Origin of the sequence: Neobacillus niacini (assembly GCF_031457145.1) — a bacterium.
GTDB lineage: Bacteria > Bacillota > Bacilli > Bacillales > Cytobacillaceae > Neobacillus > Neobacillus niacini_J.
The window spans coordinates 474,086-488,047 of record NZ_JAVDVZ010000002.1 but is presented as its reverse complement, the minus strand read 5'-3'; the positions used below and the strand labels follow the sequence as shown (position 1 = coordinate 488,047).

Annotated in this window: 18 protein-coding genes; 12 read left to right on the top strand and 6 right to left on the bottom strand. The window is 37.2% G+C overall.

The window, feature by feature from the left end; translation table 11 throughout:
* Positions 1-3: 3 nt before the first annotated feature.
* Positions 4-1,335 (top strand): dihydrolipoamide acetyltransferase family protein, encoded by a 1,332-nt coding sequence (locus J2Y03_RS07180; RefSeq protein ID WP_310193023.1) that lies wholly within the window; start codon positions 4-6, stop codon positions 1,333-1,335.
* Positions 1,336-1,338: 3 nt separating this feature from the next.
* Complete coding sequence (lpdA, locus tag J2Y03_RS07175; RefSeq protein ID WP_132085799.1) at positions 1,339-2,754, top strand: dihydrolipoyl dehydrogenase; 1,416 nt, start codon at positions 1,339-1,341, stop codon at positions 2,752-2,754.
* 411 nt (positions 2,755-3,165) lie between these two features.
* Here the strand turns inward: lpdA and J2Y03_RS07170 are convergent, their stop codons facing one another.
* Complete coding sequence (locus tag J2Y03_RS07170) at positions 3,166-3,600, bottom strand: DUF1885 family protein (protein ID WP_207909377.1); 435 nt, start codon at positions 3,598-3,600, stop codon at positions 3,166-3,168.
* Positions 3,601-3,755: 155 nt separating this feature from the next.
* On the opposite strand from J2Y03_RS07170, the gene J2Y03_RS07165 reads away from it, so the two are divergent.
* Together J2Y03_RS07165 and J2Y03_RS07160 are read left to right on the top strand one after the other, a co-directional pair.
* Positions 3,756-4,055, top strand: a complete 300-nt coding sequence (locus tag J2Y03_RS07165; RefSeq protein WP_095247804.1) for a DUF3055 domain-containing protein — start codon at positions 3,756-3,758, stop codon at positions 4,053-4,055.
* Between the two features lie 165 nt (positions 4,056-4,220).
* A complete protein-coding gene (locus J2Y03_RS07160) occupies positions 4,221-4,337 on the top strand; it encodes a GapA-binding peptide SR1P (RefSeq protein ID WP_132085805.1) in 117 nt (38 codons plus the stop codon).
* 56 nt (positions 4,338-4,393) lie between these two features.
* Here J2Y03_RS07160 and J2Y03_RS07155 read toward each other — a convergent pair whose 3' ends face one another.
* Entirely contained in the window at positions 4,394-5,866 is a 1,473-nt protein-coding gene (locus tag J2Y03_RS07155; protein WP_310192319.1) for an aminotransferase class I/II-fold pyridoxal phosphate-dependent enzyme, read from the bottom strand.
* Positions 5,867-6,070: 204 nt separating this feature from the next.
* Here J2Y03_RS07155 and J2Y03_RS07150 point away from each other — a divergent pair, with 204 nt between their 5' ends.
* Together J2Y03_RS07150 and J2Y03_RS07145 are read left to right on the top strand one after the other, a co-directional pair.
* The gene (locus J2Y03_RS07150) at positions 6,071-7,030 is read left to right on the top strand and encodes an NAD(P)H-dependent flavin oxidoreductase (protein ID WP_310192317.1); all 960 of its coding nucleotides are present in this window, start codon (positions 6,071-6,073) and stop codon (positions 7,028-7,030) included.
* Positions 7,031-7,070: 40 nt separating this feature from the next.
* On the top strand, positions 7,071-7,343 hold the full coding sequence (locus tag J2Y03_RS07145) for a UPF0223 family protein (protein WP_132085811.1): 273 nt from the start codon (positions 7,071-7,073) through the stop codon (positions 7,341-7,343).
* A gap of 34 nt (positions 7,344-7,377) precedes the next feature.
* On the opposite strand, the gene J2Y03_RS07140 is transcribed toward J2Y03_RS07145, so the two are convergent.
* Positions 7,378-8,010, bottom strand: coding sequence for a YktB family protein (locus tag J2Y03_RS07140; protein WP_310192315.1), 633 nt, complete (start codon positions 8,008-8,010; stop codon positions 7,378-7,380).
* A gap of 179 nt (positions 8,011-8,189) precedes the next feature.
* Here J2Y03_RS07140 and J2Y03_RS07135 point away from each other — a divergent pair, with 179 nt between their 5' ends.
* Together J2Y03_RS07135 and J2Y03_RS07130 are read left to right on the top strand one after the other, a co-directional pair.
* Positions 8,190-8,384: a hypothetical protein gene (locus tag J2Y03_RS07135; protein ID WP_132085815.1), complete on the top strand. Its 195-nt coding sequence runs from the start codon at positions 8,190-8,192 to the stop codon at positions 8,382-8,384.
* 294 nt (positions 8,385-8,678) lie between these two features.
* Positions 8,679-9,476: an inositol monophosphatase family protein gene (locus J2Y03_RS07130; protein WP_310192311.1), complete on the top strand. Its 798-nt coding sequence runs from the start codon at positions 8,679-8,681 to the stop codon at positions 9,474-9,476.
* Between the two features lie 24 nt (positions 9,477-9,500).
* Here the strand turns inward: J2Y03_RS07130 and J2Y03_RS07125 are convergent, their stop codons facing one another.
* Positions 9,501-9,686 (bottom strand): YlaF family protein, encoded by a 186-nt coding sequence (locus J2Y03_RS07125; RefSeq protein WP_132085819.1) that lies wholly within the window; start codon positions 9,684-9,686, stop codon positions 9,501-9,503.
* Between the two features lie 176 nt (positions 9,687-9,862).
* Between J2Y03_RS07125 and typA the strand changes: the two genes are divergently transcribed.
* From typA to J2Y03_RS07110, 3 genes are read left to right on the top strand one after another with little or no spacing between them, the layout of a single operon-like run.
* Positions 9,863-11,701, top strand: a complete 1,839-nt coding sequence (gene typA, locus J2Y03_RS07120; protein WP_310192309.1) for a translational GTPase TypA — start codon at positions 9,863-9,865, stop codon at positions 11,699-11,701.
* Positions 11,702-11,726: 25 nt separating this feature from the next.
* Positions 11,727-12,041 carry a YlaH-like family protein gene (locus J2Y03_RS07115; RefSeq protein WP_310192307.1) on the top strand — a complete coding sequence of 105 codons (315 nt, stop codon included), beginning with the start codon at positions 11,727-11,729 and terminating at the stop codon, positions 12,039-12,041.
* A gap of 15 nt (positions 12,042-12,056) precedes the next feature.
* A complete protein-coding gene (locus tag J2Y03_RS07110) occupies positions 12,057-12,350 on the top strand; it encodes a hypothetical protein (protein ID WP_310192304.1) in 294 nt (97 codons plus the stop codon).
* A 32-nt stretch (positions 12,351-12,382) separates the two neighbouring features.
* Here the strand turns inward: J2Y03_RS07110 and J2Y03_RS07105 are convergent, their stop codons facing one another.
* Positions 12,383-12,583, bottom strand: coding sequence for a YlaI family protein (locus J2Y03_RS07105; RefSeq protein WP_310192302.1), 201 nt, complete (start codon positions 12,581-12,583; stop codon positions 12,383-12,385).
* 172 nt (positions 12,584-12,755) lie between these two features.
* On the opposite strand from J2Y03_RS07105, the gene J2Y03_RS07100 reads away from it, so the two are divergent.
* Positions 12,756-13,211, top strand: coding sequence for a pyridoxamine 5'-phosphate oxidase family protein (locus J2Y03_RS07100; RefSeq protein WP_310192300.1), 456 nt, complete (start codon positions 12,756-12,758; stop codon positions 13,209-13,211).
* Positions 13,212-13,276: 65 nt separating this feature from the next.
* Here the strand turns inward: J2Y03_RS07100 and J2Y03_RS07095 are convergent, their stop codons facing one another.
* Positions 13,277-13,861 (bottom strand): YhcN/YlaJ family sporulation lipoprotein, encoded by a 585-nt coding sequence (locus J2Y03_RS07095; protein WP_310193021.1) that lies wholly within the window; start codon positions 13,859-13,861, stop codon positions 13,277-13,279.
* Positions 13,862-13,962 lie beyond the last annotated feature (101 nt).

Here is a 13,962-nt window from a genome sequence, read left to right as displayed (position 1 = left end):
AAAATGCCTGACATCGGTGAAGGTATTCATGAAGGCGAGATTGTTAAATGGTTCATTAAGCCAGGTGATAAAGTCCAAGAAGATGATATCCTTTGTGAAATTCAAAATGATAAAGCAGTAGTTGAAATTCCTTCCCCTGTTGAAGGAACAGTTATTGAAGTTAAAGTAGCGGAGGGAACTGTAGCAACGGTTGGACAAGTTCTTGTAACATTCGATGCTCCAGGTTATGAAAACTTGCAATTTAAAGGTGACGAGCACGCTGAAGAAGCACCGAAGCAAGAGGCGCCAGCAGCACCTGCTCCTGCAGCTGTTCAAGAGGCTCCGGTAACTCCACCAGCAGCACCACCTGCATATGGTATCGGTGTAACACAACCACAAGGACAAGTGGAAGTAGACCCTAATCGCAAAATTATCGCGATGCCATCTGTTCGTAAATATGCTCGTGATAAAGGTGTAGAAATTACACAGGTTCCTGGTTCTGGTAAAAATGGACGCATCGTGAAAAGTGACATTGATGCATTCTTAAGCGGCGGTGTAGCAACAGCGGCAACGCAGGCGGCAGAAACTCAGGCACCAGCAGGTGCACAGGCGGAAGCAGCAGCACCAAAGGCTGCTCCAATCCCACAAGGTGAATATCCTGAAACTCGTGAGAAAATGAGCGGAATCCGCAAAGCGATTGCAAAAGCAATGGTAAATTCAAAACATACTGCCCCACATGTGACGCTTATGGATGAAGTGGATGTGACGAAACTTGTTACCCATCGCAAAAAATTCAAAGAAGTGGCTGCAGCTAAGGGAATTAAGCTAACATTCTTACCATATATCGTAAAAGCATTAACAAGTGCATTACGTGAATTCCCTGCACTTAATACATCACTTGATGATGCAACAAGTGAAATTATTCATAAGCATTACTACAATATTGGAATTGCAGCTGATACTGAAAAAGGTTTACTAGTTCCAGTTGTTAAAGATGCAGATCGTAAATCAGTTTTCGCGATTTCAAATGAAATTAATGAATTAGCTGGTAAAGCACGAGATGGAAAGCTTGCTCCTAATGAAATGAAAGGTGCGTCTTGCACGATTTCAAATATTGGTTCTGCAGGGGGTCAATGGTTTACTCCTGTTATTAACCACCCTGAAGTAGCTATCCTAGGTGTTGGAAGAATTGCAGAAAAACCAATCGTTCGTGATGGTGAAATCGTTGCTGCTCCAGTCTTAGCATTATCATTAAGCTTTGACCACAGAATGATTGATGGAGCTACAGCTCAAAATGCATTAAATCATATTAAACGATTATTGAACGATCCAGAACTATTGTTAATGGAGGCGTAATAAATGGTAGTAGGAGATTTTCCAATTGAAACGGATACTATAGTCATTGGTGCAGGACCTGGGGGTTATGTAGCTGCTATTCGTGCAGCACAGTTAGGTCAAAAAGTTACGATTGTTGAAAAGGAATATATTGGCGGAGTTTGTTTAAACGTGGGTTGTATTCCCTCGAAAGCAGTAATCGCTGCTGGACACCGTTACGAAGTAGCGAAACACTCTGAGACATTCGGAATTAAAGCTGAAAATGTAACAGTTGATTTTTCAAAGGTTCAAGAATTTAAAGCAGGAATCGTGAAAAAGTTGACTGGTGGTGTCGAGGGTTTATTAAAAGGAAATAAAGTTGAAATTGTTCGTGGAGAAGCATACTTTGTGGATGGTAATTCATTACGTGTGATTGGCGAAAATTCTGCCCAAACTTACAATTTTAAAAATGCAATTATCGCATCAGGTTCTCGTCCAATTGAACTGCCAACTTTTAAATACTCAAAACGAGTACTAAATTCAACAGGTGCCCTTAATTTACAAGAACTTCCTGAAAAAATCATAGTTATCGGCGGCGGTGTAATCGGAATAGAACTTGGCGGTGCCTATGCAAACTTTGGCACACAAGTTACTATTCTAGAAGGTGCAGATGAGATTTTAGGTCTTGGCGTCTTTGAAAAACAAATGGCTGCCCTTGTGAAAAAGACCATGAAGAAAAAAGGCGCAGAATTCTATACGAAGGCAATGGCTAAAGGTGTAGAAGAAACTGAAAATGGTGTTGTTGTAACGTTCGAAGTAAAAGGTGAAGAAAAGAAAATCGAAGCAGATTATGTTTTTGTAATGGTTGGACGCCGTCCAAATACGGACGAAATGGGCCTTGACCAAGTAGGTGTGAAGGTTACAGACCGTGGATTGATAGAAATTGACAATCAATGCAGAACAAGCGTGTCAAATATCTATGCGATTGGTGATGTCGTTGCAGGTCCTCAATTAGCTCATAAAGCATCTTATGAAGCTAAAATCGCGGCAGAGGCGATTGCAGGTCATAATGCTGTGATTGACTACTTAGGTATCCCTGCAGTAGTATTCTCTGATCCAGAACTAGCTAGCGTAGGTTACACAGAAGCTCAGGCAAAAGAAGAGGGTATTGATGTTAATGGATCAAAATTCCCATTTGCAGCAAATGGACGTGCTCTATCACTTGACAGTGCAGATGGCTTTGTTAAATTAGTTTCACGTAAAGAAGACGGGGTCTTGATTGGTGCTCAAATTGCCGGTGCAAGTGCATCTGACATGATTGCTGAACTAGGGTTGGCAATTGAAGCAGGTATGACAGTCGAAGATTTAGCACTGACCATTCATGCTCATCCAACATTAGGAGAAATTACAATGGAAGCTGCCGAAGTAGCACTTGGTACTCCTATCCATGTTTTAAAATAGGTAAAAAAAGTCCTTTCCATTGCTTAATGGAAAGGACTTTCTTTTTTTATTGAAATATATATATATCTACCACTTTCATTCATATATTTAAAACACTACTATCTTAAATTTTCAAAAAGACCATGAGTGGTGATAAATGATGCGGGTTTATATTATTATGATATTGCAATTAATTATTTGGAGTGCCTTTACCCTGGTTGAGTGGTTGTCAAAGCATGACCAACTATTATACAAAGTAATTATGTTTTTTGTCTTTTTCTATTTAGCCTTCGTACTTTGCAACAGAGTGACCCAATCAACAGCAAAAACACTTTTTATTACATCTCTTAGTCTCACGATTTATACATCTATTCATTATACGCTTGCCCTGTTAACACATTAAAAAACTCCCAAAATGGGAGTTAGCTTAAATTACTTCCTTGGATAATAATACATGATACGTTCGTTGAAAAGATGCAGTTCTCCTTGTAATTTCTTAGCTAGAAATTTACAAAATTCATTTGCCTTACCCTTGTCTCCAAAAGTGGACTGTTCTGGAAGAGTAACCTGTATGTAAGTTTGAGTTCTCTCAGTACCATCTTCATCACGAATACTTTCCTGATCGACACCGATTAAGATTGCGTAATACCGTTCATTTGTAGAATGCAAATAAAACCAGTTTCCTTTTCCTTCATCTTTCTCTTTAATTTCATATGGAAAGGCAGAGTCACCATATTCCCAATTCACTTGATTACCTGTTTTTTCAGTAATATTTTTATAATAAAATAATAGTTCTTTTACTTCGTCTACAGTAATTGATTGTTTTGCAGATGAAGGAACTAGTTTAATGAATGCGTTTTCAGCCATCATCAGCCCCCCTATTCGTTACATTTATTATCTCTTTTATTCTAGCATTGTAAAAACCATGATGACAACAATTAGACACACAAATGTCATTTGTTATTTCCAAAAAAGTAAATTATAATAATATTCTAAATACTATTTTGGAATAGGAGGCCCATATGGAATTATTTGATAAGCTCTATGATGAGCACGAAAATGTAAAAGTAAGGTTTATTGGCTTCACCACTGAGCATACCCGTTATGATTTCGGGATTATTTACACGAATATGTTTTTTGGTAAACCCCTAGTTGTCTGTATGCAAACTGGCCGTTCCACACTCCTCGATCCAAAAGAAATTGAAGATATAGAATACCTTCAAAATGTATTCCGGATCCCTGATAAACAACAAGCTGCAGATTTAGCTGAGTTCTTCAGTGAAACTCTCCCACAAATTCCATTTGTTACCCAATATGAATAATTGGACAGTAAAGGCCTAGCAATAGGTCTTTTTTTGCGAAAAATAATTAAATGTGACATACAATTTAGGCTTGATAATTTCAATGTGTTATATTATTATTAAGTTAAGGATATTAAAACGTTTTCAAAGTAATGAACATTTCATAATGAAAAGGGGATTGAAAAGATGGGCACAATCATATGCCAAGCTTGCGACTCAACAATTGATCATTTCGAAGACGAAAAAGTAACAGTTCTCTATTCAAGATGTAATTGTTGCGATGAACATCAAACTGAAGAATAACAATAAAACTATCTTACTTAAATAGAAACAGGATTCCTCATTGGAATCCTGTATTTTTATTTTATAGCCTTATATTCCTTAATGACACGGATGGTTTTAATTTCATCATCCTCTGGACCCTGAACAGGTAAACCTGCTTCTAAATTTTCTTTAACATAATGAAGGTTTTCTTTTGTAATGATTTCTCCAGGTATAAAAATCGGTATTCCCGGTGGGTAAACCATAATAAACTCGGCAATAATTCTACCTTCAGATTGCTCAAAAGGAATCACTTCTGTTTCAGAATAGAATGCGTCTCTTGGTGTCAACGCAAGAATAGGGATTTCAGGCAGAAGAACTTGGATAGGTTCAATCTTTTCTTTTCGATGTTCTCGTTCCTCTGCAAGCTCTTTTAATGCATTAACTAAGATAAACCCTTCAGATTCTGTATCCCCAATCGTTATGATACAGAGGATGTTATATAGATCAGACATTTCAACTTCGATATTATGTCTTTCCCTTAACCACTTTTCAACTTCATACCCGGTTAAACCCAATTCTTTAACGGAGATAATTAATTTAGTTGGATCATAATCAAATGTTGCCTTAGATCCTAAAATTTCTTCTCCGACACAATGTAAATGGTCAATTTCATTAATTCTTTTCCGAATTGATTGTGCAAGATTAATCGTTTTATCAATTAACTCTTTACCTTTTGTGGCTAATTGTTTCCTTGCAACATCAAGGGAAGCAAGTAATAAATAGGAAGTCGAGGTTGTCGTCAGCATACTCAGTATTGCTTGAACGTGTTTGGCAGATACCAAACCTTCTTTTACATTTAGAATAGAGCTTTGCGTCATTGAACCGCCAAGCTTGTGGACGCTAGTTGCAGCCATATCAGCACCCGCCTGCATGGCTGAAAGAGGCAGTTCATCATGAAAATGAATATGAACCCCATGTGCTTCGTCCACAAGGACAGGAACGTTATGAGAGTGAGCTATTTCTACAATCCTTTTTAAGTCGGCAGAAATCCCAAAATAGGTCGGATTAATTACAAGGATTGCTTTCGCATCAGGATGCTGTTTAAGAGCTTTTTCGACGGAATCTGTGGTGATGCCATGGGAGATACCTAAATCCTCATCAATTTCTGGATGGATGAACACAGGAATTGCCCCTGAGAAGACAATGGCTGACATAATAGATTTATGGACGTTTCTTGGAACAATGATTTTATCTTCAGGTCCACAAACGGCCATAATCATCGCTATAATAGCTCCACTTGTACCTTGAACAGAAAAGAAGGTTCTATCGGCACCAAAAGCTTCAGCAGCCAAATCTTGAGCTTGTTTAATAATTCCTTTTGGCTGATGGAGGTCGTCGAGTGGACCAATATTTATTAAGTCTATCGATAAGGCATTATCACCAATGAAATCTCGAAAATCAGGATCCATACCGACACCTTTTTTATGACCAGGAATATGAAATTGGACAGGATTTTTTTTTGCATGTTCTAATAAACCGCTAAATAGCGGTGTTTGGTATTGAGACAATTTATTTCCACACCTCTTTATTTACAAAATGCGTTTATATAAATTCAAAACAAATGAATTATAGCACTAATATTTTTGCTTGCATAGAATTTTCTTCCCTTGGTAAACGACTTTTTACCCCTGTTTCATTAGTTTCTCATTAAAACAGGAAAATTAACCTTTAAGGGCGAAATAGGAAGGTAACAATAATTAGGAGGGGTTTCATTGAAGTGGCAAACGAGAGTTACTGAAATTCTTAGTATCCAGTATCCAATCATTCAGGGTGGCTTAGCATATCTGGCTTATTCAGAACTGGCAGCAGCTGTCTCTAATGCTGGTGGGCTGGGGCAGATTACAGCCATGTCTCTTAGTAATCCGACGCAGCTGCGAGAGGAAATAAGGAAAGTTAAGCAGCTGACAAATAAACCATTTGGTGTAAATTACGCAATCGGACAGCATAATAGACCTTTTGAGGACATGCTGCAAGTAGCAATTGATGAGGATGTTCCGGTTGTATCGTTGACAGGTGGAAATCCTGCACCAATTTTTGAGCAGTTAAAAGGTACTTCCAGCAAAAAACTCGTTCTTGTAGCGGCTAGAAGGCAAGCTGAGAAGGCGGAAGAGCTTGGTGCTGATGCTGTTATGGTTGTAGGGCAAGAAGGTGGTGGACACCTAGGCAGGGACGATATTGGAACCATGGTATTAATCCCACAGGTGGTTGACGCAGTTTCTATACCAGTAATAGCCTCAGGAGGTATTGGGGATGGCAGAGGGTTAATGGCAGCACTTAGCTTAGGAGCAGAAGGAATTGAAATGGGGACACGATTTATTGCAACACAAGAATGCGTCCATGCGAGTGAATTATATAAAAAAAGATTAGTCGAAGGCTCCGAATCAAGTACAGTAGTGATTAAACGTACGCTAGGGAGTCCTGCTCGTGTTATTGCAAATAAATGGACGGAAAAAATCCTTGAAATTGAAAAAGAAAATGGCAATTACGAACAGTTGAAGGAATACATTAGCGGCCTAGCCAACAAACGTTATATTTATGATGGAGTAGAAGATGAAGGTTTTGCATGGGCTGGCCAAGTAATGGGACTTATAAATGATGTACCAGCGGTTTCTCAATTATTTAATCGAATGATGGGTGAGGCAGAAAAAATTCGTGAAAAATGGGCAAAATAAGGGTATTATACATATATACAAATAATAAGCAGGTGAAAATTTGGAATACCAATACCCAATTGATTATCATTGGACAACTGATGAAATTATCGATGTTATTAAATTCTACGATGCGATAGAGCGAGCATATGAAAAAGGAATAGAGCGAGATGAATTAATGACTAATTATCGACGTTTTAAGGAAATCGTTCCGAGTAAATCGGAAGAGAAAACACTATGTGGTGAATTTGAAGAAATGAGCGGTTATTCATCATATAGGGCAATAAAAAAAGCAAAAAATGCGTCTTCTGGTGACAGAATCATTATGAAATAAAGAAAAAAACTCCGAACTTTAGTTTGGAGTTTTTTTAGTTAATATTTTGTGCGATTTTATATAAAGGTGCCACTGTGACAAATACATTGCTTACTAACTGAAGGAATTCATCGGCTTCCATCTGTATTACTTTTTCTCGGTCAATTTCAAATCCACACAATAATTCAGCTTTCTTTACTGTTCCCAGCCTCTCGAGCATACTTCTAAATTCTTCTTTAGAAAGTTTCCCATGCTCCACAGATTCAGGTTTCATATGGTCCAATGACCAAACAAAATTTTTAGGTATTTCTTTGTAGATTTTGTTTGATTTTTTGGTTAATCTTGCTGCAATTTCCGTTTTTTGCGGTGCTTCATAAATGATTGCAAACCAAATGAATAAATGAGTACTCCACAGTCCTATTTGAAAATGTGGAAGCATTTTATAACCGCGGGGATTATTTGCAAATGCAACCCAAGTATCCTTGGGAGGATTGATTGTTCTTCTTGCATGTTTAGCCACATGGGCAAACATTTCATCACCAGTCACTGTAGATAATGTAGGTGCAAAATGGTGTCCTAGATTTTCTAATTTAGGACGAACCCTCTCAATTAAAGCTTCCATCCTTGCCTCTAATCCATCTATATGAAAAACTTGGAAGTCTTCATTTTTAAAGCCGTTAAAATCCATTATTAGTCCTCCCGATTGTGGATATTTGTCATTTATTGTAGCATATAAGCGAAAATTCATAAAACTTCATGCTTATATAGGTTAACGCACAAATTAGTTGCAACCTTACATGCTGGCTCATATTATATTAATAAAAATAGTCAGAAAAATTAAATAATAGTTGAAAGGAGAACGCAAAAATGAAACAATTAATGAATACTTCACTAAAAAAAGTTGGCGAGAAGGAAAGAATGGCCTATTTAAGATTAGAAATGGATTATGAGCTAGCTACCTTATTTGAGGCAATTGAAGAGAAAAACGAGAAAAAGATAAAGGATTGTAAACAAAAGTTAGAAAAAATCCGCCAAGAGTTAATAAAACTAAAAGCTCTTTGATAAATTGTTTTCAAAGGGGATATTATTTAGAATGAAAATAAAGAATTTCATATGGAATTTTTAGAACGAACTCTGTGATGAAAAGTAGAGAGTTCGTTTATTGTTTTTCCCGAAAAAAATAAACAAAAAAAGAAAAACTGAATTTGGGAAAGGCTAAAAGTTGCTGGCATACCTTAATTTGTTTAAGCTTAAAATAGTTTATAAGTCTTTTACATAGGGTGTTATCAAAAAGCAACGAAGTATAAGAAAAGAGCCTTTACATATAATGAAATAGAAAAAAATTGGAGGGAAAACATGGACTGGGAAATCATTGATCTTCATGCAAAGCAATGGGTAAGTGAAGCAGGAGATAAAATCCGGGATTCTTTCAATAAAACATTAAATATTCAAACCAAATCAAATCCCAACGATTTAGTAACAAATATAGATAAAGAAATCGAACAATTTTTTATTCATAAAATAAGAGAAGTTTACCCGAATCATCGAATTTTGGGTGAAGAGGGGTTTGGTGATGAATTAAGTAATCTTGATGGAGTAGTATGGATTATTGACCCGATAGATGGAACGATGAATTTTATCCATCAACAACGTAATTTTGCCATATCTCTTGCCGTTTATGAAAATGGTATAGGAAAAATAGGAATTATTTATGATGTTGCTCATGGTGAATTATATCATGCCATTAACGGCAAAGGTGCTTTTATGAATGACACTCAGTTGCCTTCTTTATCCAAAAGGACTGTAAAGGAATCAATTATTGCGTTAAATGCTACCTGGGTAATGGAAAATCAACGTATTGACCATAACCTAATCATCCCGCTAGTCAGAGAGGCCAGAGGGACGAGATCATATGGTACAGCTGCACTTGAAATGGTATTTGTGGCTACAGGAAGAGTCGATGCGTATATTTCTATGAGGTTGTCACCTTGGGATGTTGCAGCTGGAGCCGTTATTATAGAAGAATTAGGTGGTATAGTAACCAATTTAAGAGGAAAGAAGCTTGACTTCCTTTCAAATGATTCACTGCTTGTGGCAAAACCTGGATTGCACCAAACAATAATAAAGGATTATCTCAAAGAAGGACAATGGTAAAAAAGAAGCCTGACAGGCTTCTTTTTATAATTGTCCATTTGCTCTATATTTTGCTTTTGTTTTAAATCCAAATCCCATTACAAGAACTAATGCAATGATACTGCCTATTACCCCTAAAATACTTTCTTCCCCAATTGCAACCCCTATGCCCATAATGCTGAATGCTGCTAGTATAGCGTAAACGACAAAAATCCATTTAATTTGCTTCATTTTGCTATTGTCCCCTTTGTTATATAAATAGAGTAATTGTTATGGTAATATTTTTTATAGTCTTATTCTACATAAAATGCGTTTAGTTTTCCATCATTAATGTGGTATAATACTTTAGCCGTATATGGGAAACTATAAATAGCTTAAATTTTGAAATAGAGGCAGGAGTGAATTACTTGAAAATTAGAGAAGATATTCGCAACATAGCGATCATCGCACACGTTGACCACGGGAAAACGACTTTGGTTGACCAATTATTAAAGCAGTCTGGAACATTTCGTACAAACGAGCACGTTGAGGAACGTGCAATGGATTCAGGCGATATTGAAAGAGAACGCGGAATAACGATTCTCGCTAAAAATACAGCGATTCAATATAAGGATAAACGAATCAATATTTTAGATACACCTGGACATGCTGATTTTGGCGGCGAAGTTGAACGTATCATGAAAATGGTTGATGGTGTTTTACTCGTTGTTGATGCTTATGAAGGAACAATGCCACAGACACGCTTTGTACTTAAAAAGGCATTAGAACAAAATCTAACTCCAATTGTTGTCGTTAATAAAATTGACCGAGATTTTGCTCGTCCTCTAGAGGTAATTGATGAGGTAATCGACCTATTTATCGAACTAGGAGCCAACGAAGATCAACTTGAGTTCCCGTTCATTTTTGCATCTGCAATAAACGGAACTGCCAGCCTGGATCATGAAAAACAAGATGAAAACATGCAATGCTTGTATGATTCCATTGTTGAGAACATTCCAGCACCAATTGACAATCGTGATGAGCCATTACAATTCCAAGTTGCTCTTCTTGACTATAATGACTATGTTGGAAGAATTGGAATTGGGCGCGTTTTCCGCGGGACAATGCATGTTGGACAGCAGGTTTCATTAATGAAAATAGACGGTTCTGTTAAACAATTCCGTGTAACGAAAATCTTTGGTTTCTTTGGTTTAAAACGTGAGGAAATTCAAGAAGCAGTAGCTGGTGATTTGATTGCTGTCTCTGGAATGGAAGATATCAATGTAGGTGAAACAGTTTGTCCAGTTGAACACCAAGAAGCATTACCAATCCTAAGAATTGATGAACCAACGTTGCAAATGACATTCGTCGTAAACAACAGTCCATTTGCAGGTAGAGAAGGTAAGTACTTAACTTCTAGAAAGATTGAAGAAAGACTGCTCGCTCAACTGCAAACAGATGTAAGCTTACGTGTTGAAAATACAGATTCTCCGGATGCATGGATTGTTTCTGGCCGTGGTGAGCTTCATTTATCCATTTTAATTGAAAACATGCGCCGTGAAGGCTACGAGCTTCAAGTTTCTAAGCCTGAAGTTATTGTAAAAGAAATTGATGGTGTTCGCTGTGAGCCAATTGAACGAGTTCAAATTGATGTACCTGAAGAGCATACAGGTTCTATAATGGAATCAATAGGTGCACGCAAAGGTGAAATGATTGATATGATTAATAATGGCTCTGGTCAAGTACGATTAATCTTTAATGTCCCAGCACGTGGACTAATAGGCTACACCACAGAATTCTTAACAATGACTCGTGGTTATGGAATTATTAATCACACATTTGACAGCTACCAGCCAATGCTTCAAGGTCAAGTGGGAGGAAGACGTCAAGGTGTCCTAGTATCAATGGAATCAGGAAAAGCTTCTACTTATGGTATTATGAATGTTGAGGACCGTGGAACAATTTTCGTTGAACCTGGTACTGAAATATACGAAGGTATGATTGTGGGCGAACACACTCGCGAAAATGATATTACCGTTAATATCACAAAAGTGAAGCAGGCAACAAACGTTCGTTCAGCGAACAAAGACCAAACTTCAGTTATTAAAAAACCAAGAATCATGACATTAGAGGAGTCTTTGGAGTACCTAAACGAAGATGAATACTGTGAAGTTACACCAGAGTCAATCCGTTTACGAAAGAAAATCCTAGATAAAAATGAACGTGAAAGAATGGCTAAAAAGAAAAAAGTAGCAGAATTAAGCTAATATCTCTTCGGGGGAGGTTTTTCGTGTGAATGTAGCGGACCGGCTTTCTTTTTTCCCAGCTCTCTATAATGTAACCGAAAATCCAAAAATGGGAATGTGGCTGCTTTATATTACTATTGTAGCTTTATCCATTTTGGTTTATAAACTTGGCTTTGCTCAGAAGCTGCCGATCGCAAAATCAATCATGATTTATTTCTTTTTAGCTGCAGGTTGTACGATTCTAACGGCATTAGGAATCTTTTTACCAATAACAGAGGGACTTGTCGTAGCAGCCTTGATTTTAATCATTTATAAAATTCGCCTACACCAGTCGAAAAAACAACAGGCTGAAGCGAAGTAACGGGGGATTCGAAACATGAGATCGGTTCAGGATGCACTCTATAATTGGCTCTCGATAAAGGTTGTCTGTGATGCTCGTCCAGAAGATACTGCAGCAAGAGAAACATTAGACCTTTTTGATGGGATTATAAAGGATGAACACCATCTAACAAACATTCTAGTTACAACTGATGAAGTGATGTATTATGTTTCATACACCCACGAAGGGGAATCGAAGAAGACGCGGTTTCCCCGTGAACTCATCGAGGTTATGCTCAACCAAATTAACCAAGAGCCGGATAAATATTGTAACTTTCCAATTGAAAGCTAAAAAAACAACATGCCCACCGGCATGTTGTTTTTTTACCACTCATCCTTTTCAGACTGCGTACTGTAAAATCGAAAGTTACCTGTTTCAATTCTTGCTTTGGTTTTTTCGGAAATCCTACTGCTGCAGTCTTGACACATATATGTATGGATAGGACGATTTCGAAGACGTTTTGCTATAAAAGATTCATCTTCTATCGATTCAATTTTATCGCAGATTACGCATTTTACTCTCATAATACACCTCGGGGTCAATTCTAGTCTTGCTTGATTATACCTAGTATATCATGCAAAGACAGTGACTGTTAAATCATTCTGATTAAGTTGCTGAAAAAAACAGATAATAGTACTATGAGAATGTTGGTTTTTATTATTAAAGAGTAAGGAACTGAATGAAGGGGTTGTAAAGATGGCGAATCAAGTAGAACCAAGACTCATTAAGCCATTATTTGATGAGTTACAGAAAGAAAGGTTTGTAACATTAGCAACAGTGGATTTTGAAACAGGCGGACCAAATGTAAGTGCAATATCTTGGATCTTAGCAAACGATGAAGAAACCATCTATTTTGCTGTAGATAATAAATCAAGAATCATTCAAAACATTTCACAAAATAGTAAAGTGGTCATCAATTTAATTGCGAATGAATCTACATATTCGATACAGGGAGAGGCTTACTTAAAAGAAGAACGGCTTCAGGACGTTCCTTTAAAGCTGGCATTGGTTGAAATAAGAATTAATGAAGTTAGAGATGTCATGTTCTATGGTTCAAAAATTGTCACTGAGCCACAGTACGACAAAACCTATGACAAAAAAGCTGCTTCTAGGTTAGATAAGCAAGTAATGGAAGCAATGAAAAAAGCTTAGTCACTGACTAAGCTTTTATTTATGCTCTTTTCGTAAACTTTGTTGTGTATTTACAAATACAGCCTTTATTTCAAATGATTAGATTGGTCTTCCTGGTCTTCCTCTAAACTTTTCTTTTGGTTATCCGGTAGTTGTTTCTTTGGTTCTTCTGGAGCATTCTTAGGATTAGGAGTAATAATATCTCCAGGTATTTCTGGCATTAATCTGCCGGCAACGTCTGCGAGCTCCTCCATAATCCCTTGTATCGGTCTTCCCTTTTGGATATCGGTTGAAATTTCTTTTAAACGCTGAGTGGTGTCTGCGTCTGCCACGACAATCGCACGTGCACCATAGGGGTCTTTCTTTAAGCTTTCTGCTACTGAATACTTAATGGTCCCTACTTGAGAACGTTCAATCTTCGAATTCACATCGATTCCAACAATCGCATAGCTGCCCATCACAATAGCGGTTGCATCATTAACATTAGGAATACTAGTGGCAAGTTCAACCAAACGTTTGGAAATTTCCTGACCAGTTTTTCGGTCTACATCTTCAATATAACTGTTCTTAACATTAACTAATGATTGCTTCTCATTATTTTGGGCATTGTTTGTGTTGTTACAAGCTGCTAATACCAATACTAAGGTAGTAAACATTAAAAGCTTCTTCATTTTAAAATCCACCTCCACATAGAGTTGTTTAAGTGATTCATCAGTAACACGGAGTTTTGTCTTACTCAACTTACATTTATTGTGCGGAAATCCTTCTATCT